This window comes from Streptomyces thermospinosisporus, assembly GCF_039526425.1.
Lineage (GTDB): Bacteria > Actinomycetota > Actinomycetes > Streptomycetales > Streptomycetaceae > Streptomyces > Streptomyces thermocarboxydovorans.
In genome coordinates this window covers 11,919-30,464 of the sequence record NZ_BAAAIZ010000009.1, presented here as the reverse complement: position 1 = coordinate 30,464, position 18,546 = coordinate 11,919, and the positions used below count along the sequence as shown (strand labels likewise).

Annotated in this window: 17 protein-coding genes; 7 read left to right on the top strand and 10 right to left on the bottom strand. The window is 71.0% G+C overall.

Translation table 11 applies throughout. The features are described 5' to 3' along the window. Positions 1–81: 81 nt before the first annotated feature. Complete coding sequence (gene htpG / locus ABD207_RS04110) at positions 82–1,980, bottom strand: molecular chaperone HtpG (protein ID WP_344010100.1); 1,899 nt, start codon at positions 1,978–1,980, stop codon at positions 82–84. Between the two features lie 80 nt (positions 1,981–2,060). On the opposite strand from htpG, the gene ABD207_RS04105 reads away from it, so the two are divergent. Continuing rightward, on the top strand, positions 2,061–2,537 hold the full coding sequence (locus ABD207_RS04105) for a MarR family winged helix-turn-helix transcriptional regulator (RefSeq protein WP_344010098.1): 477 nt from the start codon (positions 2,061–2,063) through the stop codon (positions 2,535–2,537). A 102-nt stretch (positions 2,538–2,639) separates the two neighbouring features. Then, complete coding sequence (msrA, locus tag ABD207_RS04100) at positions 2,640–3,152, top strand: peptide-methionine (S)-S-oxide reductase MsrA (protein WP_344010097.1); 513 nt, start codon at positions 2,640–2,642, stop codon at positions 3,150–3,152. Between the two features lie 79 nt (positions 3,153–3,231). Here the strand turns inward: msrA and ABD207_RS04095 are convergent, their stop codons facing one another. Further along, positions 3,232–3,705, bottom strand: coding sequence for a carboxymuconolactone decarboxylase family protein (locus ABD207_RS04095; protein WP_344010096.1), 474 nt, complete (start codon positions 3,703–3,705; stop codon positions 3,232–3,234). A gap of 163 nt (positions 3,706–3,868) precedes the next feature. Here ABD207_RS04095 and ABD207_RS04090 point away from each other — a divergent pair, with 163 nt between their 5' ends. The 3 genes from ABD207_RS04090 to ABD207_RS04080 all read left to right on the top strand — a co-directional run bounded on the left by ABD207_RS04090 (position 3,869) and on the right by ABD207_RS04080 (position 7,083). Beyond that, entirely contained in the window at positions 3,869–4,093 is a 225-nt protein-coding gene (locus ABD207_RS04090; protein ID WP_344010095.1) for a hypothetical protein, read from the top strand. 112 nt (positions 4,094–4,205) lie between these two features. Further along, positions 4,206–4,661, top strand: a complete 456-nt coding sequence (locus ABD207_RS04085; protein WP_344010094.1) for a MarR family winged helix-turn-helix transcriptional regulator — start codon at positions 4,206–4,208, stop codon at positions 4,659–4,661. A 145-nt stretch (positions 4,662–4,806) separates the two neighbouring features. After that, positions 4,807–7,083 (top strand): catalase, encoded by a 2,277-nt coding sequence (locus ABD207_RS04080; RefSeq protein WP_344010092.1) that lies wholly within the window; start codon positions 4,807–4,809, stop codon positions 7,081–7,083. 94 nt (positions 7,084–7,177) lie between these two features. On the opposite strand, the gene ABD207_RS04075 is transcribed toward ABD207_RS04080, so the two are convergent. Then, positions 7,178–7,630 (bottom strand): phospholipase, encoded by a 453-nt coding sequence (locus ABD207_RS04075; RefSeq protein ID WP_344010091.1) that lies wholly within the window; start codon positions 7,628–7,630, stop codon positions 7,178–7,180. Between the two features lie 664 nt (positions 7,631–8,294). Here ABD207_RS04075 and ABD207_RS04070 point away from each other — a divergent pair. Then, positions 8,295–9,347 (top strand): glycoside hydrolase family 5 protein, encoded by a 1,053-nt coding sequence (locus ABD207_RS04070; RefSeq protein WP_425580624.1) that lies wholly within the window; start codon positions 8,295–8,297, stop codon positions 9,345–9,347. A gap of 92 nt (positions 9,348–9,439) precedes the next feature. Here ABD207_RS04070 and ABD207_RS04065 read toward each other — a convergent pair whose 3' ends face one another. After that, on the bottom strand, positions 9,440–10,084 hold the full coding sequence (locus ABD207_RS04065; protein ID WP_344010088.1) for a CBS domain-containing protein: 645 nt from the start codon (positions 10,082–10,084) through the stop codon (positions 9,440–9,442). A gap of 344 nt (positions 10,085–10,428) precedes the next feature. On the opposite strand from ABD207_RS04065, the gene ABD207_RS04060 reads away from it, so the two are divergent. Then, positions 10,429–11,973, top strand: coding sequence for a VWA domain-containing protein (locus tag ABD207_RS04060; protein WP_344010087.1), 1,545 nt, complete (start codon positions 10,429–10,431; stop codon positions 11,971–11,973). 51 nt (positions 11,974–12,024) lie between these two features. On the opposite strand, the gene ABD207_RS04055 is transcribed toward ABD207_RS04060, so the two are convergent. The 6 genes from ABD207_RS04055 to ABD207_RS04030 form a co-directional block, all read right to left on the bottom strand. Next, entirely contained in the window at positions 12,025–13,941 is a 1,917-nt protein-coding gene (locus ABD207_RS04055) for an AMP-dependent synthetase/ligase (protein ID WP_344010085.1), read from the bottom strand. A gap of 218 nt (positions 13,942–14,159) precedes the next feature. Further along, a complete protein-coding gene (locus ABD207_RS04050; RefSeq protein WP_344010083.1) occupies positions 14,160–15,194 on the bottom strand; it encodes a tryptophan dimethylallyltransferase family protein in 1,035 nt (344 codons plus the stop codon). Positions 15,195–15,599: 405 nt separating this feature from the next. Beyond that, positions 15,600–16,247 (bottom strand): GTP-binding protein, encoded by a 648-nt coding sequence (locus ABD207_RS04045; protein ID WP_344010081.1) that lies wholly within the window; start codon positions 16,245–16,247, stop codon positions 15,600–15,602. After that, positions 16,222–16,599 (bottom strand): DUF742 domain-containing protein, encoded by a 378-nt coding sequence (locus tag ABD207_RS04040; RefSeq protein WP_343999794.1) that lies wholly within the window; start codon positions 16,597–16,599, stop codon positions 16,222–16,224. The genes ABD207_RS04045 and ABD207_RS04040 overlap by 26 nt, the downstream gene beginning before the upstream one ends. After that, positions 16,596–16,976, bottom strand: a complete 381-nt coding sequence (locus ABD207_RS04035; protein WP_343999884.1) for a roadblock/LC7 domain-containing protein — start codon at positions 16,974–16,976, stop codon at positions 16,596–16,598. The genes ABD207_RS04040 and ABD207_RS04035 overlap by 4 nt, the downstream gene beginning before the upstream one ends. Positions 16,977–16,990: 14 nt before the next feature. After that, entirely contained in the window at positions 16,991–18,184 is a 1,194-nt protein-coding gene (locus ABD207_RS04030; protein WP_344010079.1) for an ATP-binding protein, read from the bottom strand. Positions 18,185–18,546: the final 362 nt, after the last annotated feature.

Genomic DNA, 18,546 nt, shown 5'->3' with positions numbered 1-18,546 from the left:
GTCCGGACTGCTCAGCGCTCCGGCCAGGGCCCATCCCCGCCCTGGCCGGCGATCATACTCCCCGCGGAGTACGGGAGTTGATCACAGCGTCCGCTGCAGGCGCTCCGCCGCCAGCTTCACGAAGCGGCCCGGGTCCTTGGGCCGGCCGCCCTCGGCCACCACGGCCAGGGCGTGCAGCAGCTCGGCGGTCTCGGCCAGCTCCGCCTTGTCCTCGCGCTCCTTGAAGGCGCGGTTGAGGCCCTTCACCAGCTCGTGGTCCGGGTTGAGTTCCAGGATGCGCTTGGTGTGCGGCACCTCCTGGCCCATGGCCCGGTACATGCTCTCCAGCGCCGGGGTGAGGTCGTCGGCGTCGGCGACCAGACAGGCCGGGGACACCGTCAGACGCGACGACAGCCGCACCTCCTTGATGTCCTCGTCCAGCTGCTCCCGCATCCAGCCGAGCAGGCCCTCGTACTCCTCGGCCCGCTTCTCCCGCTCGCTGTCCTTCTTCTCGTCGTCCTCGGACCCGAGGTCGATCTCGCCCTTGGCGATGGAGCGCAGCCGCTTGCCCTCGAACTCGCCCACCGCGTCGACCCAGACCTCGTCCACCGGGTCGGTGAGCAGCAGCACCTCGATGCCGCGCTCGCGGAACGCCTCCATGTGCGGGGAGTTGTCGATGGTCTGCCGGGACTCGCCGGTGACGTAGTAGATGTCCTTCTGGTCGTCCGGCATCCGCTCCACATACTGCTTGAGCGTGACCGTCTCGTCCCCGGACCTGGTGGTGGCGAACGAGCAGACGGCGAGCAGCGCGTCGCGGTTGTCCGGGTCGACGACCAGGCCCTCCTTGAGGACCGCGCCGAACTCCCGCCAGAACGTGGCGTACTTCTCGGGGTCCTTCGCCATCATGCTCTTGACCGAGGAGAGCACCTTCTTGGTCAGCCGGCGCTGCATCATCCGGATGTGCCGGTCCTGCTGCAGGATCTCGCGGGAGACGTTCAGCGAGAGGTCCTGGGCGTCCACCACGCCCTTGACGAAGCGCAGATACGGCGGCAGCAGCTCCTCGCAGTCGTCCATGATGAAGACGCGCTTCACATACAGCTGCACGCCGCGCTTGAAGTTCTGCGTGAACAGGTCGTGCGGGGCGTGCGAGGGGAGGAACAGCAGCGCCTGGTACTCGAAGGTGCCCTCGGCCTGCAGCTGGATGATCTCCAGCGGGTCGCGCCAGTCGTGGCTGATGTGCTTGTAGAGCTCGTGGTACTCCTCGTCGGACACCTCGTCGCGCGAGCGCGCCCACAGGGCCTTCATCGAGTTGAGCGTCTCGGGCTCCGCGTCCTTGTCGCCGTCGCGCTTCTCGCCCACGAGCCTGATCGGCCAGGTGATGAAGTCGGAGTAGCGCTTGACGATCTCCTTCAGCTTCCACACCGACGTGTAGTCGTGCAGCTGGTTGTCGGGGTCGGCCGGCTTGAGGTGCAGGATGACCGAGGTGCCCTGCGGGACGTCGTCGACCTTCTCCAGGGTGTAGGTGCCCTCGCCGCGCGACTGCCAGCGGGTGCCCTGCTGCTCGCCGGCCCGCCGGGTCACCAGCGTGACCTCGTCCGCCACCATGAAGGCGGAGTAGAAGCCGACACCGAACTGGCCGATCAGCCCCTCGGCGTTCGCCGAGTCCTTCGCCTCCTTCAGCTCCCGCAGGAACTCGGCGGTGCCCGAGTTGGCGATCGTGCCGATGAGCTCGCCGACCTCGTCGTAGGACATGCCGATGCCGTTGTCCCGCACGGCGAGGGTGCGGGCGTCCTTGTCGACCTCGAGCTCGATGTGCAGGTCGGAGACATCGGCGTCGAGCGAGTCGTCCCGCAGCTTGGCCAGGCGCAGCTTGTCGAGAGCGTCCGAGGCGTTGGAGATGAGCTCGCGGAGGAAGACGTCCTTGTTCGAGTAGACCGAGTGGATCATCAGCTGGAGCAGCTGACGGGCCTCTACCTGGAACTCAAACGTTTCGGTCGGCATGGTGCGCGCTCACCTCACAGGTCCATGGGGGTGAAGTACGTCCTTTGACATAGGTATGAAACCATACCTATTGTGCCGGAGTGACCGACTCGACCAGTGCCCCGGGCCGGGAGCTCGACCGCACGGCCTCCGGCCTCGCGGCGTGCCTGCCCGCGCTGTCCCGGGCCCTGGACCGGCAGCTCGCCGCCGGTCACCCGCGTCCCCGGCCGCCGGAGGGCCAGCTCGCCCTGCTGCGGTTCGTGGCGGGGCGCGAGGGCGCCACCGTGCGCGAGGCGGCCGAGGCCCTGCTGATGAAGCCCAGCAATGTCAGCGCGCTGGTCTCCCGGATGACCGAGTCGGGGCTGCTGGAGCGCCGGCAGGACCGCTCCGACCGGCGCGTCGCCCATCTGTATCCGACCGCCGCGGCCCGCCGCCGGCTGGCCGAGGTGCGCGACTGGGAGACCGCCCGGATCAGGCAGGCCCTGATGTCCCTCAGCGACGGCGAGGTCGGTGCCCTCCGGTCCGCCGTGGGGCCGCTCACCGCCCTCACCCGCCAGCTGGGCTCCTCCGCCCGCTGACCCCGGGGGCACGGCGCCGGTGATCATGGCTGGAACAATCATGCGCCTGGCGGGGTTGACCCCGTTGAACGGTCGCCGACGCGCACGCTGGGAGAGGACGAGATGACGAGGACCGAGGAGAAGGCGCTGCTGGCGGGCGGCTGCTTCTGGGGCATGCAGGAGCTGATCCGCTCGTTCCCGGGCGTGATCTCCACACGAGTGGGATACAGCGGCGGTGACGTCCCCAACGCCACCTACCGCAACCACGGCACCCACGCGGAGTCGATCGAGATCACCTACGATCCGTCCGTCACCGACTACCGCACGATCCTGGAGTACTTCTTCCAGATCCACGACCCGACCACGAAGAACCGGCAGGGCAACGACATCGGCCTGAGCTACCGCTCGGCGATCTTCTACTACAACGACGAGCAGAAGCGCATCGCCGAGGAGACCATCGCCGACGTCAACGCCTCGGGGCTGTGGCCCGGTGAGGTCGTGACCGAGGTGTCGCCCGCGGGCCCCTTCTGGGAGGCCGAGCCCGAGCACCAGGACTACCTCCAGCGCTACCCGGACGGCTACACCTGCCACTTCGTGCGCCCCAACTGGAAGCTGCCCAAGCGCAACCAGTCCTGACCGTACACCGCAGCCGCCGGCAACGGCCGACGCCCCGCGCCCGTACCGGACGCGGGGCGTTCTGGTGCCGTGCCGCGGGTCAGGCGAACTGGCCGACCCGGTAGTCGCCCGCCGGCTGCCGGTTGATCACATTCAGCCGGTTGTAGGCGTTGATGATCGCGATCAGCGACATCAGGGCGGCGAGCTGGTCCTCGTCGTAGTGCCTGGCCGCGTTCTCCCACGCCTCGTCGGTCACGCCCCCGGAGGCGTCCGCCAGCCGGGTGCCCTGCTCGGTCAGCTCCAGGGCGGCACGCTCCGCCTCCGTGAAGACCGTGGCCTCCCGCCAGGCGGCGACCATGTTGAGGCGCAGGGCGCTCTCCCCGGCCGCGGCGGCCTCCTTGGTGTGCATGTCGAGGCAGAAGCCGCAGCCGTTGATCTGGCTGGCACGGATCTTCACCAGCTCCTGGGTGGCGGCCGGCAGCGTCGAGTCCGAGATTGCCTTGCCCGCGGAGTTGATGTGCCGCAGAACCTTCGCGCCGAGGGCGTTGGCGTAGAGATCGACTCGAGCATCCATGATGGTCTCCTTGGTCAGCTGGTCGGTTACGCCCTACTGACGGGGCGGCACCGGACGGTGTGACCGGCGGCGAATGTGAGGTGCGTCTCACCCCTGGCGGGGTGGGCGACCGGATACGGGGGACAATGTGTGGCCGGGAGCAGGGACGGGGAGCGGAGCGCCGGTGGGTGAGCGTCAGGAACGCGACTGGACGGACATGACACCGGGCGACTTCGACCGCGACGCGCCGCTGTGCCTGAACGTCGGCAGCGGCCCCGTCGTCGTCCCGGCCGAGCCCGACGAGTACGGCACCCCGGCCCTGTTCGGACAGCAGCGCCCGGACCGTCCCTCGCGCCCCCGCCGCCCCCAGGGCCCCTCCGCGCCGGCCGTCCAGGAGCAGTTGTTCTGAGCGGGGTCGCCGGCGACACCCGGGGCGGGCGTCGCTTGACCTCAAGTGCGCTTGAGTTTCTACGTTCGATCCCGTCCGGCCCGAGAGGGCAGCTACCGAGGGGATCGCAGCCATGCAGTACTCGCACAGCGACGAAGAACTGATCAAGCAGCCGATCGGCTACTGGAGCTGGGCCGCCCACAAGGCGGTCGTCACCCGCACCCGCACCGCACTCGCCGGACTGGGCCTCACCCAGCCCCAGTGGTGGATCCTCGCGCAGACCGCCCGCGCCGGCGGACGCACCCGTGACGAGCTGCTCGACCTGCTGTCCGGCTACCTGGACGCAGGTCGCGAGGGCATCGCCGCGGAGATCGACGCCTGCGTCGCCCGCGCTCTGCTCGACGAGGACGCCGAGGGGCGGCTGACCCAGACGGACGAGGGGCGGGCGCTGTACGAGAAGGCCGCCGCCCTGCAGGACGAGCTCTGGGCGGAGCGCCACGCGGGCATCTCCGACGAGGAGTACCTGACCACCATGAAGGTGCTCCAGCGGTTCATCCACAACACGGGCGGCCGGGCCTGGCACCACTGACGGGACGCGGGGCGGCGGGTTCACCCCATCGCGGCACGCCCGGTGCGAGGGGTCCGGGGGCGTGAGAACTTGACGGCATCGTGCCCCCTTTCTGGGTACTCAGCCGTGGCCACTGCCCCCCAGCGGACCGTAGGAGTGTCATCCCATGAGCGAGGCCAACCCCTTGAAGCGGGCTGTCCGGAAGATCGCCGACGCCCTTCCGGGGGACGCCGCCCCCTCCGACGGCATCCCCGGCCGGCCCGCGCCCGAGGAGCCGTCCTTCGATGAGCCCGTCGAGCCCCGCGGACCGCTGCCGCCCAAGCCCGACCAGACCGGCCCCGCCACCATGTCGCCGACCGGCCAGGCCACGGGGGCCGACCAGGCCGGCGTCGCCCAGGCGGGCAGCTACCTGACCACCGCGCAGGGCGCCCGCCTGTACGACACCGACCACTCGCTCAAGGCGGGCCCGCGGGGCCCCGTCCTGCTCCAGGACCACCATCTGCGCGAGAAGGTCATGCACTTCGACCACGAGCGCATCCCGGAGCGCGTGGTCCACGCCCGGGGCGCCGCGGCGCACGGCGTCTTCAAGAGCTACGGCACCGCCGCCTCCGTCACCAAGGCGTCCTTCCTCGCCAAGGACGTCGAGACGCCGGTGTTCGTGCGCTTCTCCACCGTGCTGGGGTCGCGCGGCTCCGCCGACACCGTGCGTGACACCCGCGGCTTCGCCACCAAGTTCTACACCGAGCAGGGCGTCTTCGACCTGGTGGGCAACAACATCCCGGTCTTCTTCATCCAGGACGCCATCAAGTTCCCCGACGTCATCCACGCCGGCAAGCCGCACCCCGACCGGGAGATCCCGCAGGCCCAGAGCGCCCACGACACCTTCTGGGACTTCGTCTCCCTGCACACCGAGGCCACCCACCACACTCTGTGGAACATGTCCGACCGGGGCATCCCGCGCTCCTACCGGATGATGGAGGGCTTCGGCGTCCACACCTTCCGCCTGGTCGCCGCCGACGGCTCCACCACCCTGGTGAAGTTCCACTGGAAGCCAGGGCTGGGCGTGCACTCCCTGGTGTGGGAGGAGGCGCAGATCATCAACGGCGTCGACCCCGACTTCCACCGCCGGGACCTCGCCGACGCCATCGAGGCCGGCGCCTACCCGCAGTGGGAGCTGGGCATCCAGACCTTCCCCGACACCCCCGGGCAGACCTTCGAGGGCATCGACCTGCTCGACCCGACCAACATCGTGCCCGAGGAGCTGGCCCCGGTGCAGCCGATCGGGCTGCTCACCCTCAACCGCAACCCCGCCAACTTCTTCGCCGAGACCGAGCAGGTCGCCTTCCACGTCGGGCACCTGGTGCCGGGCATCGACATCACCGACGACCCGCTGCTCGCCGGGCGGCTCTTCTCCTACCTGGACACCCAGATCACCCGGCTCGGGGGCCCCAACTTCCCCCAGCTGCCCATCAACCGGCCGCACGCACCGGTCAACGACATGCTGCGCGACGGCATGCACCAGACGGCCGTGCACCGCGGCGTCGCCCCCTACCGGCCCAACTCCCTCGACGGCGGCTGCCCGTTCACCGCCGGCGCCGCCGAGGGCGCCTATGTGGAGACCCCGGTCCGCGTCCCCGAGGCGACCAAGGTGCGCGAGGCCCCCGAGTCGTTCGCCGACCACTTCAGCCAGCCCCGCCGCTTCTGGCTGAGCATGAGCCCCGTGGAGCGTGAGCACATCATCGGCGCCTACACCTTCGAGCTCGGCAAGTGCTACGAGCAGGCCGTCAAGGAGCGCGCCCTGCAGACCCTCGCCAACATCGACCCCGAACTCTGCGACCAGGTCGCCAAGGGGCTCGGACTGCCCGCTCCCAAGCCGACCGTGCCGCTCGCCGACGTCGAGCCCAGCCCGGCGCTGTCCCAGATCGGGGGGACCTGGCCGGTGGACGGCCGGGTCATCGGCATCGTCGCCGGACCCGCCAGCGACCTCGGCGCGGTCCACGCGGTGCGTGACGCGGTCCTGGAGGCCGAGATGATGCCCCTGGTCGTGGGCCCCACCGGCGGCATGCTCGGCTCCGGCAGCAACGCGCTGATGACCCAGCGCAGTTACGTCACCGCACGGTCCGTCGAGTTCGACGCCGTACTGCTGGCCGGTCCGCCCGCCGTCGGGGACGACGCCTACGGAGCACGGGACGCCAAGGGAGTCCCGTCCGCCGCACTGCGCCCGGCGGGTGACCCGCGGGTCGCGCTGCTGCTGTCGGAGGCGTTCCGGCACGGCAAGGCGATCGGCGCCTGGGCGGGGGGCGAGGCCGCCCTCGCCGGGGCCGGTGTCCCCGCCGACGCACCCGGCGTGGTCGTCGCCGGCTCCGGCCCGGCCGCCCTGGAGCAGGTGCGCGAACTTCTCGCCGGCCACCGCGTCTGGGAGCGCTTCGACAGCCAGGTCTGATCCGCGCGGCACGCGGGCCGACCGCACCTGACGAACGCCGGAGGGGTTCGGCCGAACGGCCGGGCCCCTCCGGCGTTCCGTGGCTGAGGCCGCGTCAGCCGAAGGCCTTGACGGCCTGGTAGTACGTCCACGCCGTGCTGTCGCAGGCGGTCCTGGTCCCGCCGCTGTAGTTGGCGCAGACCCGTTTGAGATCTTCGTAGAAGGCGCTGTCGAGCCGTGCCTTGTTGGCGCTGAACGTGCCGGCGGCCTTGTAGTTGCGGTAGCCGAAGTCGTGGCGGGCGCAGGACATCTGGAAGGGGAAGCCGAACGGATTGTCCGGCGAGGACGAGCAGTAGTCGGTGCTCCAGTCGAACTGGTAGGCGGCCCAGGCGGACTGGTTGGCCCGGGCGGCGGCCCACTGGTTGTAGCTGGACGCGCTCGTCTGGGTCCAGCTCGCCAGCACGGCCGGCTTGTCGGCGGGTACGGCGTCGGCGGTTCCGGCCGTGGCGAGGACGGCGGCGAAGGCCAGGGCCGGGGCGGTGAGTGCGGTGGCAAGTCTTCGGTGCATCCCACACCTCCATGAGACTGCGGTCCGACCACCGGACCGCAGGTACATGACAAATGAATGCCCGGACTATTCATGCTTTCAACCACATGTGGGCCAATGAGCTGTCAACTCACTGACAGGAGAGGAAAATTCACCGTGGCGGCCCAAGCCGGCGAACGGATATGCTCACCGCGATGACGACTCACTCCGTTGACAGATTGGGGGTCCCGTCCGCGCAAGGTGAGTGCTGATGGCCACTCACACCGCGAACGAGGAACCCCGCACCGAGGAATCCCGCATCTCCCTCTGGCGGCGCGTGCGCAGGTACGCCGTGCCGGCCTCCATGATCGAGACCGCGACCGCACGCCGCCGCGCCGGCGACTGGGCGGGCGCCTGCTCCGCCGCGCACCTCGACCACGAGATCGACCTGCGCTCCCTGGCCCGCACCCACGGCCACGACCTCGCCACGCGGGTCCGCGCCGATCTGCGGCACCTGGCCCCCGACCTGCTGCGCTGGCACATGCCGAGGGCCGCACCGGACGGGCTGCTGCGGCCCGGCACGACCATCGCCCTGGCCTGCTACGACACCGACGGCCCCGTCACGGACCTTGCCAACCCGGACCGGCTCTTGTTCCATGCGCCGTCAGGAAAGTTTCCTAACCTCTGCGGGATCGGAGCCCCCCACATGAGACCGGCACGTACTCCCCGACGCCTGGCCGCCCTCACCGCGGCCCTCGGCGGCCTCCTCCTCGCCCTCACCTCCGCACCCGCGGCGACCGCCGGCGCACCGGCCGCCGCCACGCCCGTCGAGGCCAACGGACAGCTCCGGGTCTGCGGCGTCGAGCTCTGCAACGAGCGCGGCAGCGCGATCCAGCTGCGGGGCATGAGCAGCCACGGCACCCAGTGGTACCCGCACTGCCTGACCGACGGTTCGCTCGACGCCCTCGCCCACGACTGGAACGCCGACGTCCTGCGCGTCTCCACCTACGTGCAGGAGGGCGGCTACGAGACCGACCCCCGGCACTTCACCGACCTCGCCGGCCGGCTGATCCGGCAGGCCGGCGAACGCGGCATGTACGTCATCGTCGACTGGCACATGCTCCACCCCGGCGACCCCCACGCCAACCTCGCCGCCGCCCGCACGTTCTTCACCGAGATCGCCCGGCGCAACGCCGGCCGGAACAACATCCTCTACGAGATCGCCAACGAGCCCAACGGAGTCAGCTGGTCGCGCATCAAGAGCTACGCCGAGCAGCTCATCCCGGTCATCCGCGGCGTCGACCCGGACGCGCCCGTCCTCATCGGCACCCGGGCCTGGTCCTCGCTCGGCGTCTCCGAGGGGGCCGACGAGTCCGAGGTCGTGAACAACCCCGTCCGGGCCTCCAACATCATGTACACCTTCCACTTCTACGCCGACTCGCACCGCGAGGAGTACCTGGCGACCCTGTCCCGCGCCGCCGACCGCATCCCGGTCTTCGTCACCGAGTTCGGCACCCAGAACTACGCGGGGGAGGGCGCCAATGACTTCGCGATGTCCCAGCGGTACCTGGACCTGATGGCCGCCAAGAAGATCAGCTGGGTCAACTGGAACTTCTCCGACGACCACCGCAGCGGCGCCGTCTTCAGCACCGGCACCTGCAACGCCCAGGGCCCGTGGGCCGGCACGGCCTCGCTGAAGCCGGCCGGGGTCTGGATCCGCGACCGCATCCGGACCCCGGACCGGTTCCCCGCCGTCTGACCGTCTCCCGACCGCCGTCTGACGGTCACCCGGCGTTCGCCCGTCCGGGGGGCATCCGCTCCCGGACGGGCGAACGCACGCCCGGCGGACGCTCAGTCACCGGCCTCCGGAAGCGGCCGGAACTCCACGTCCACCACGCCGTCCACGTCCCGGCACAGCTTCTCCAGCTCCCGGACCGTCGCCCCGGTGGAGAGCCGCCCGGTGAGCACCACATGGCCGTGCGACACGTCCACATGCACCGCCGACGGAGCCTCACCGAGCTTCCTGACCAGCACCTCCTCCACGATCTCGGTACGGATGGCCTGGTCCTTCCGCACGAACACCCGCAGCAGATCGCCCCGGCTCACCACACCGATCAGCCGGCCCTCCCCGTCGACCACCAGCAGCCGCTTGATGCCCCGCTCGGCCATCACCCGGGCGGCCTGCACCACGTCCCAGTCCTCGAAGGCGCACACCGGCGGCGAGGTCATCAGGCCTCCCGCATCGGTGGCCCAGGCCTTGGCGAGGCGGCGCTCCGCCTCCGGCGTGCCGTCGCCGCCGTCCTGCGACCACCCCCACATCTTGTGCAGCAGATCCGCCTCCGACACCACGCCCAGCGGACGGTCGTCGGCGTCCACCACGGGAACGGCCGTGATGTCGTACTCCAGCAGCAGGTACGCGATCTCCTTGAACGGCATCCCGGGCGGAATGCGGACGACCGCGTCGCTCATCACATCGCGCACCTTCTGGTGGCTCATCGGGATGCTGTCCTTCCGTGTCCGGGCAGGGGTCCTCACCCCCATCATCGTCGGATGTGCGCCGCGCCTCCGCGCGGCCGGCCGTGTGACGGTCGTGTCACACGCGGCGCCCCGCACCGTGCACGGCAGGTAACGCCCGGCGCCGGGGCGTCCGCACTGGCCCGCGCCCGTCCGGGCCGTTGGCGGCGCGCCGGGCCGGATCAACGGAAGATCACCCACCGGTCTCGGCGCCCCCGCGCCGTGGCCGCTTCGAGACGCAGCTGTGACGCTCCGTAGCGCACGTTTCGGTGGGCTCCGCCGTCACAGTCACAGAAGTCGGCCAACGCACCCAGGGGGCACCGAAGATGAAGTGGCACCGGACACGACGGCTCGGTGGGGCGCTGCTCGCGCTCACGGCGGCGAGCGGTCTGCTGCTCACCGGATGCAGCGGCAGCAGCGGCGGCGGCAAGAGCGCCACCGACAGCCGCTACGACGGCTCGCGCGGCGACGGCTCGGCGCCGCTGCCCGCACCCGAGGGGCCGAGGAACAGCGCGAGCGAGGGCGAGCAGGACTCCCGCGGCATCGCGCCCGGGCCGGACTACCTGTCCACGTTCGCGCTCGACGTCGACACCGCCTCCTACGGCTACGCCCGCCGCACCCTCGCCGACGGCCGGCTGCCCGACCCGTCCACGGTCCGGCCAGAGGAGTTCGTCAACAGCTTCCGCCAGGACTACGAACGCCCCGACGGCGACGGCTTCACCGTCACCGTCGACGGGGCCCGCACCGAGGAGAAGGACTGGTCCCTGCTCCGCGTGGGCCTCGCCACCCGGGCCGCCGAGGACTCCGCCCGACGCGCGCCCGCCGCGCTCACGTTCGTCATCGACATCTCCGGTTCGATGGCCGAACCGGGCCGCCTGGACCTGGCCAAGAAGTCCCTCGGCGTGATGACCGAGCGGCTGCGCGACGACGACTCCGTGGCCGTGGTCACCTTCAGCGACGAGGCCGAGACGGTCCTGCCGATGACCCGCCTCGGCGGCAACCGGGGCAGGATCCACGACGCCGTCGAGGGCCTGTCACCCACCGACTCCACCAACCTCGCGGCCGGGGTCGGGACCGGCTACCAGACCGCCGTCGAGGGACTGCGCAGGGGCGCCACCAACCGGGTCGTCCTGGTCTCCGACGCGCTCGCCAACACCGGTGACACCGACGCCGACGCGATCCTGGAACGCATCGCGGAGCACCGCCGCGAGCACGGCATCACCCTCTTCGGCGTCGGCGTCGGCAGCGACTACGGCGACGCCCTGATGGAACGCCTCGCCGACCGGGGCGACGGCCACACGGTGTACGTCTCCGACGAGGAGGAGGGCCGCAAGGTCTTCTGCGACGAGCTGCCCCGCAACATCGACCTGACCGCCCGTGACGCCAAGGCGCAGGTGGCCTTCGACCCGGGGACGGTCGCCGAGTTCGCCCTGGTCGGCTACGACAACCGCCGGGTCGCCGACGACGACTTCCGCGACGACCGGGTGGACGGCGGCGAGGTCGGTCCCGGACACACCGTCACCGCCCTGTACGCGGTGCGCACCCGGCCCGGGGCGGACGGCCACCTCGCCACCGCCACGGTGCGCTGGCTCGACCCCGACACGCGCAGCCCGCACGAGGAGTCCGGCGACCTGGAGACCGGCGACCTCGAGGAGTCCGTGTGGTCCGCGGACCGGGGCCTCGCCGTCACCGCCACCGCCGCCTACTTCGCCGACGCCCTGCGCTCCGCCGGCCTCCGCGGCAGCGGCCTGCCCGGCGCTCCTGGCCTCGGTGAACTCGCCGAGCGGGCCGACGACTTGGCGGCCCGCACCGAGGACGAGGAGGTACGGGGACTCGCCCGGGCGATCCGCACCGCCGACCGCCTGGACTGAGCCGGCGGCGCCCCGACCGTTGTGACCGGCGCCCGGACCGTACGGCGCCGGTCAGGAGTACAGCGCCTCGATCTCCTTGGCGTACGCCTCCTGCACCGCCTTCCGCTTCACCTTCAGCGAGGGCGTCAGCAGGCCGTTCTCCTCGCTGAACTCGCCCTCCACCAGCCGGAAGGCGCGGATCGACTCGGCCCGGGAGACGGCCTCGTTGGCGTAGTCCACGGCCTTCTGCACATCGGCGAGCATGCGGGGGTCCCGCACCACTTCGGACATCGGCGTGTCGGCGGGCATCTTCCGCACCGCGAGCCAGTGCGCGACCGTCTCCGGGTCGAGGGTGATCAGCGCGGCGACGAACGGGCCGTTGTCGCCGACGACCAGGCACTGCCCGATCGGCGGCCGGCTGCGCAGCCGGTCCTCCAGCACGGCCGGGGAGACGTTCTTGCCGCCGGTGGTGACCAGGATGTCCTTCTTGCGGCCGGTGATGGTGAGGAAGCCGTCCTCGTCGAGGGAGCCCAGGTCGCCGGTGGCGAACCAGCCGTCGTCGAGGACCTCCTGGGTGGCGCCCGGGTTGTTCCAGTAGGAACCGAAGACGATCCCGCCCTTGATCAGCACCTCGCCGTCGTCGGCGATCCGGACCGCCGTGCCCGGCACCGGGAGGCCCACCGTGCCGGGGCGGGGGCTCAGCGGCGGCACGATGGTCGCCGCGGCGGTGGTCTCGGTCAGACCGTAGCCCTCGTAGACCATGATCCCGGCCGCGTAGAAGAACAAGTTGAGGTCGCGTTCCAGCGGGGAGCCGCCGCTGATGGCGTAGCGCAGCCGGCCGCCCAGCTCCTTGCGGACCCGGCGGTAGACCAGCAGGTCGTACAAGGCCCAGGCGGCGTAGAGGCCGGGGCCCGGGCCCTTGCCCCGGCCCAGGAACTTGTCCAGATGGGCCTCGCCGAAACGGACCGCGATGCGGTGGGCCCGCTCGAAGGAGGCGCCCCGGCCGATCTTCTCGGCGGTGGCGCGGCCGGTGTCGTGGATCTTCTCGAAGAGATACGGGACGCCGACCAGGAAGGTGGGCCGGAACGCCTTGAGGGCGGGCCGCAGGTCGTCGGGCTTGATGCTCGGGCAGTGGCCGATCTCGATGCGGCCCATCAGACAGGCGATCTGCAGGGTGCGGCCGAGGATGTGGGCCAGCGGCAGGAACAGCAGGGTGGAGGCGACCTGGTCGGTGACCTCCTTGAAGATGGGGTGCAGCAGCTCGACGGTGTTGGCCGCCTCCGCGTGCAGATTGCCGTGAGTGAGGACGCAGCCCTTGGGGCGGCCGGTGGTGCCGGAGGTGTAGCAGATGGTCGCCGTGGTCTCGGGGGTCAGTGCCGCGCGCCGCTTGGTCACCTCCTCGTCGGGAATGTCCCGGCCGAGGGCGGTCAGCTCGGCGAGGGCGCCCGAGTCCAGCTCCCAGATGCGCGGGGGAGAGGAGTGCGAGGCGGTGCCGGCGGTGACCGTGGCGGTGTTCTCCCCGGTCTCCGTGACGACGTACCGCGCGCCGGAGTCCCGGACGATCCACTCCACCTGGGCCGCCGAGGAGGTGGCGTACACGGGGACCGACTGCCCGCCGGCCGACCAGATCGCGAAGTCCAGCACCGTCCACTCGTAGCGGGTGCGGGACATCACCGCGACCCGGTCGCCCGGCTGGAGTCCGGCGGCGATCAGACCCTTGGCCACCTCGGTCACCTCGCGGGCGAACGCCGCCGCCGTCACCGGCTGCCAGGCGCCGCCCCGCTCCCGGCGCAGCACCACCTCGTCCGGGGCCTCGGACGCGTTGGTGAACGGGATGTCGGCGGTGCTGCCGGTGGCCGGCCGCGGGACGAGCGGCTGCGCACGCACCTCGCGGACGACGCCTCGCTCGTCCCGCACGGTTTCGACCCTGGTACGGGTGGCCAGGTCGGTGCGTCGTTTCGCCCGCTTCAGATCCTTGCGTACGCCCATGGCGGCTCCCGGTCGCGCTGATGCTGATGGTGCTGTGATGGTGCTCTGACGGTGCTTGCGGTCCCTCTTCCTTACTCCAGAGTCAACTTACTCACGCGTAAGAATGCGTCAATGGGCAGGACCGGCAGAAACGACGATGAGCGCCACCGGGGCGCTCATCGTTTCGGCATCGGCCCGGGACGCGAGGGGGCGTCCGGGCACGGGCGCTGCTCCCGCGCTCAGCGCACCGGCTGCGCGGAGCGGGCCGGAGCCCTGTTGGGAGGCCTGACCGCATACGCCTCCGAGGAGAGATACGCGGTCACCCGGGGCGGGCTGCCCTGCTGGTGCGCCAGGGCCAAGTAGGCGATCAGACCCACCCCTTCGTCCAGGCGGCGCGAGGTGAGGGCCGTCAAAGCCTCGGCGAGGACTCCGGCCTCGATGCCGAAGTCGCCCAGCACCTTCGTCGCCCGCCGCAGGGCCTCCCCGTCGTGCTCGGCGTAGTCACGGACCGGGACGTGCAGGGTGAACCCGCTCGGCCGGGCGGCGCCGGTCTCGGTGAAGGAGTGGCAGGTCAGCCCCGGGCGCCGGGTCAGCAACGGCACGTCGGGGCCTGCCACCGCCCGGAAGAAGCCCTCGACCGAAGCGGGATCGGGACCGCCGGGCATCCGCGACAGACGTCCGGCCTCCGCTGCCGACAGAGCGTCGTGCCGCAGATAGACCTTCACCCGGGGTGCGTCCCAGTCGCCCAGGTCCAGGGCGAGGAACGGGTAGCCGCCTGCCTCCGGCAGGGCGTAGAAGGCCTGGTCGTGACCGAGCCGCCTCAGCGCCTCCCGCACCGTCGAGGCGGAACGTTCCTCCCCGTTGGCGGCCGGGTTCAGGTACACCTTCAGGCCCGGCACACCGCCCGGACGCAGCTCCAGGGCGTACCAGAGGGCGAGGGCGCCCTGCGGCCGCGCGGGCAGGAACAGGTTTACGAGCGCGTCCAGCGAGTCGGTGGCGAAGCCCCACCGCTCGGTCATCGCCCGCACCGCCGCCAGCCCGGTACGCCCGTTGCGGGCGAGGCTCCGCGCCCCGCACCCCGGTTCCACCAGCACCCGCACGGCCGGAGCCGACCCGGGCCGGAAGGAGAGCGAGAACTCCACCGGCGTGTGGTCGTCGGACAGGAAGCTGCGTGACGGCGGCGGCAGATCCAGCGACCGCCCGGCGACCGCCCCGAGCGACTCGGTCACCAGCTCCGCATACCCGTCCGCATCGCCCTCGGACAGTCCCACCACCGCACACAGCCTGCGCAACTGCCCGCCGGCAAAGTCGCCCAGGGTGGCCGTGCCCCCGCTCGCAAGACCCCCGGCCGGCCCCCCGGTCACCGGCTGCTCCCGCGCGGCACAGGAAAATACCCGCCCAGAGAGGCGGGTATCGGGGGTCTCGGCAGCTGTCCGGCATCCATGGATATGTGGTCCACGGCACCTCCTTTGCAGGGAAGCAACTCGTTGTGCCGGATTGCTCACTACCCCTGCTGTTCAACCATCATGCAAATCAGGCACGTTGGACCCGTGTTGCGCCTGTCACCCCATGAGCCGCTTCCGTCCACCTGGCCCGGTCCGCCCGGTCCACAAAAGCCGTGGACCGGGCAAACCGGCGGCGGGAAACGGGGTGCTGCCGTGAGCGTCCACGTCCCCCGGTCAACTGCCGGCCGAGTGCTGAGGAGATGACGGGCGCGGTGCCGGATGGGTGGTCTGCTGGGCGCGGTTCAGGAGGTAGCGGACCAGGGTGGTCAGGGCGGCGGCCGAGGACTTCTCGTCGCGGGCGTCGCAGGTGACGACCGGGGTGTCGTCGAGCAGGTCCAGCGCCTCCCGCAGGGCCCGTTCGTCGCGCGGCGGTGTGCCGTCGAAGTGGTTGACGGCGATGGCGTAGTCGAGGCCGTAGCTCTCGATGAGGTCGATCACCGGGAAGGAGTCGGCCAGGCGCTCCGGGTCGACCAGCACCAGCGCGCCGAGGGCGCCGCGGGCCATGTCCTCCCACATCTGCACGAACCGCTGCTGACCGGGCGTGCCGAACAGGTAGAGCACGACCCGGTCGCTGATGGTCAGCCGGCCGAAGTCCATGGCGACCGTGGTGGTCGTCTTGCCGTGGATCCCCTTGAGGTCGTCCACCGACTCGGCGGCCTGCGTCATCGTCTCCTCGGTGGACAGCGGCTCGATCTCGGAGATCGAGCCGATGAACGTGGTCTTGCCCACCGCGAAGTGCCCGACGACAAGGATCTTCACCGCGGTCTGCGTCGCCCCGCTGCGGACGTAGGCCCGCTCACCCAAACTTGGCGCGGAGACCATTGAGCACCTCCTCCAGGATCTCCCGGTCCGCGAGCTGGGCCGGCGCCACCGGCGGACGGGTGATCAGATAGCCGCCCTCGACGAGCGAGGCCAGCAGGATCCGCACGACTCCCAGCGGCAGCCTGGTGTGGCCGGCGATCTCGGCGACCGAGAGATAGCCGGCGGAACAGATGTCGAGCAGCATCTGCTCCTCGGGGGACAGCCGCAGCGGTCGCTGCGCGTGGTCGGGGGACGCCGTCACCAGGGTGATCAGCGACAGCTGCTCCTCGTCGGGCAGTTCGCGTCCCTTGGTGATGACGTACGCCCGTACTAAGGCGGTGTCCTCCGGGTCCCAGCCGTCGTGGCCCGTCATGAGCGGGCGCCGAGGTTCTCGCGCGGCGGCGTCGTCAGCTCCTTGCCGAGCCGGGACACCAGCTGCTGCATGCGGAAGGTGATGTCGGCCATGTCGACGTCCGCGGTGGCGGACACACCCAGGTAGGCGCCCTCCCCGGCGGAGATCACGAACACCCAGCCGCCGTCGAACTCGACCAGCGTCTGACGCCACCGCTGGCTCGGGTCCTCACAGAAGAAGCCCAGCGTGCGGCTGAGCGACTGCACCCCGCTCATCGCCGCCGCGACCCGGTCCGCGTCGTCCCTGTCGAAGTCCTTCGTCCGGGCCATGAGCAGACCGTCGGCGGATATCAGGACGGCGTGCAGGGCCCCCGGAATCTCCAGAGCGCTGTCGAGCATCCATGACAGATCGTTCACGAGACCTCATGTCCTTCGCTGCTTGCACCGGGTGTGCTGCTCTTCGGGTCCGCCTGTTCGGGCGCCGCTGCCCGGCCGGACCGCGTGCCCCGCTGGAAGGCGCCCATGATGCGCGCCTGTTCGGCGTCCGAGCGGCCCGGGCGGGGGGCCGGCTCGCCGCCGGTCGGCGGCACGATCGCCATCGGCCGCTTGCGGCGGCGCCGGGGCAGACCGTCCGCGGTCGTCGCCGGGGCGAGCGCCGGCTCGGGCCCGCCGTCCGAACCGGCCCGTGCGGCCGGGCGGGCGGCGGCGCTGTGGACGGCGGCCGGAGCGGGAGCCTTCTTCTCCGGCATCGCGGTGAGCAGATCGTGGGGCAGCAGCACCACGGCACGCACACCGCCGTAGGGGGAGGAGGAGTCCACCGACACCTCGAAACCGAACCGCTCGCACAGCACGCCGATCACCGCGAACCCGAACTGCGGCGGGTTGCCGAGGCCGGCCACGCCGGTGGCGCGCTCGCTGCTCAGCAGCTTCATCGCGCGGGCGCGCTCCTCCTCGCTCATGCCGACACCGGCGTCGTCGACGACGATGCAGACGCCCTTCGGCACGGTCCGGATGTTGATCTCGACGACGGTGTCCGGGCTGGAGTAGCTGGTGGCGTTGTCGAGCAGCTCGGCGAGGGCCAGAGCGACCGGCTCGACGGCACGGCTGGTGATGCCGAAGTCGACCTGGGAGAGGATCTCCACCCGGCGGAAGTGGCGGATCCGGCCCTGGGCGCTGCGCACCACGTCGTAGACCGAGGCGGTGTCGCGGCGGCCGCCCAGCCAGCCGTCGCACAGCACCGCGATGGACTGGGCGCGCCGGCCGAACTGCGAGTTGGTGTGGTCGATCTCCAGCAGATCCTGGAGGATCGCCGAGTCGCCGTACTTGGTCTGCAGCCTGGAGAGCACCAGCTGCTGCTCGGCGGCGAGGCCCTGAAGGGTCCGCATGGCGGACTTCAGAACCGTCTTGGTCTCCTCCTCGGCCTGCTCCTGTGCCGCCCGCACGGACTTCGTGTGGTCGTTCTCCAGCTGCGCGCAGTGCTCCTCGAGCGCTCGTACCTCCTGCCGCACGGTACGCGCCGCCCGGCGCTGGCGTTCGATCACGACGAGGGCGGCAGCGAGGGCGGCGACCAGAGCCCAGAACAAGGGGCTCGCTGCGAATGACGTCATAGGACTCTCTTCAGGCGACTGGCGGCCGGCGGTGCCGGCGAGGTGTCGGCGTCCATGGCAGGCGGTCCGCCCGCATCAAAAACGCGGTGATCGTATCACCGGCCGAACGTATGAACTGACGTCAAGACCCTTGCCAAATCCCTGGGTTGCTCACTTTGGCGGGCAGATCGCCGGAGCGCCGGGGAGCGCGGTTGAGGCCGCGGCGTCGCCGGATCGTGGATGCCAACGGAAGGAAACGGTCTGTGACTTCCCTGTTTCCCGAGGTGAGAGGGGGGCTGCGTCGCCGAGTCTGCTCGCTGTGGTCGCGCCCGCCGATGGCGAGTCGCGCTTCGCGGGGCTCCGCCCGCTGTGGCGGCCGGCGC

Excerpts from the sequence above, each read along its gene's own strand:
- ABD207_RS04060 (WP_344010087.1), top strand. The coding sequence starts at position 10,429 with ATGAAGTGGCACCGGACACGACGGCTCGGTGGGGCGCTGCTCGCGCTC.
- ABD207_RS04070 (WP_425580624.1), top strand. The coding sequence starts at position 8,295 with ATGAGACCGGCACGTACTCCCCGACGCCTGGCCGCCCTCACCGCGGCC.
- msrA (WP_344010097.1), top strand. The coding sequence starts at position 2,640 with ATGACGAGGACCGAGGAGAAGGCGCTGCTGGCGGGCGGCTGCTTCTGG.
- ABD207_RS04080 (WP_344010092.1), top strand. The coding sequence starts at position 4,807 with ATGAGCGAGGCCAACCCCTTGAAGCGGGCTGTCCGGAAGATCGCCGAC.
- ABD207_RS04035 (WP_343999884.1), bottom strand. The coding sequence starts at position 16,976 with ATGCTCGACAGCGCTCTGGAGATTCCGGGGGCCCTGCACGCCGTCCTG.
- ABD207_RS04095 (WP_344010096.1), bottom strand. The coding sequence starts at position 3,705 with ATGGATGCTCGAGTCGATCTCTACGCCAACGCCCTCGGCGCGAAGGTT.
- ABD207_RS04085 (WP_344010094.1), top strand. The coding sequence starts at position 4,206 with ATGCAGTACTCGCACAGCGACGAAGAACTGATCAAGCAGCCGATCGGC.
- ABD207_RS04030 (WP_344010079.1), bottom strand. The coding sequence starts at position 18,184 with ATGACGTCATTCGCAGCGAGCCCCTTGTTCTGGGCTCTGGTCGCCGCC.
- ABD207_RS04075 (WP_344010091.1), bottom strand. The coding sequence starts at position 7,630 with ATGCACCGAAGACTTGCCACCGCACTCACCGCCCCGGCCCTGGCCTTC.
- ABD207_RS04045 (WP_344010081.1), bottom strand. The coding sequence starts at position 16,247 with ATGGTCTCCGCGCCAAGTTTGGGTGAGCGGGCCTACGTCCGCAGCGGG.
- ABD207_RS04055 (WP_344010085.1), bottom strand. The coding sequence starts at position 13,941 with ATGGGCGTACGCAAGGATCTGAAGCGGGCGAAACGACGCACCGACCTG.
- ABD207_RS04040 (WP_343999794.1), bottom strand. The coding sequence starts at position 16,599 with ATGACGGGCCACGACGGCTGGGACCCGGAGGACACCGCCTTAGTACGG.
- htpG (WP_344010100.1), bottom strand. The coding sequence starts at position 1,980 with ATGCCGACCGAAACGTTTGAGTTCCAGGTAGAGGCCCGTCAGCTGCTC.
- ABD207_RS04065 (WP_344010088.1), bottom strand. The coding sequence starts at position 10,084 with ATGAGCCACCAGAAGGTGCGCGATGTGATGAGCGACGCGGTCGTCCGC.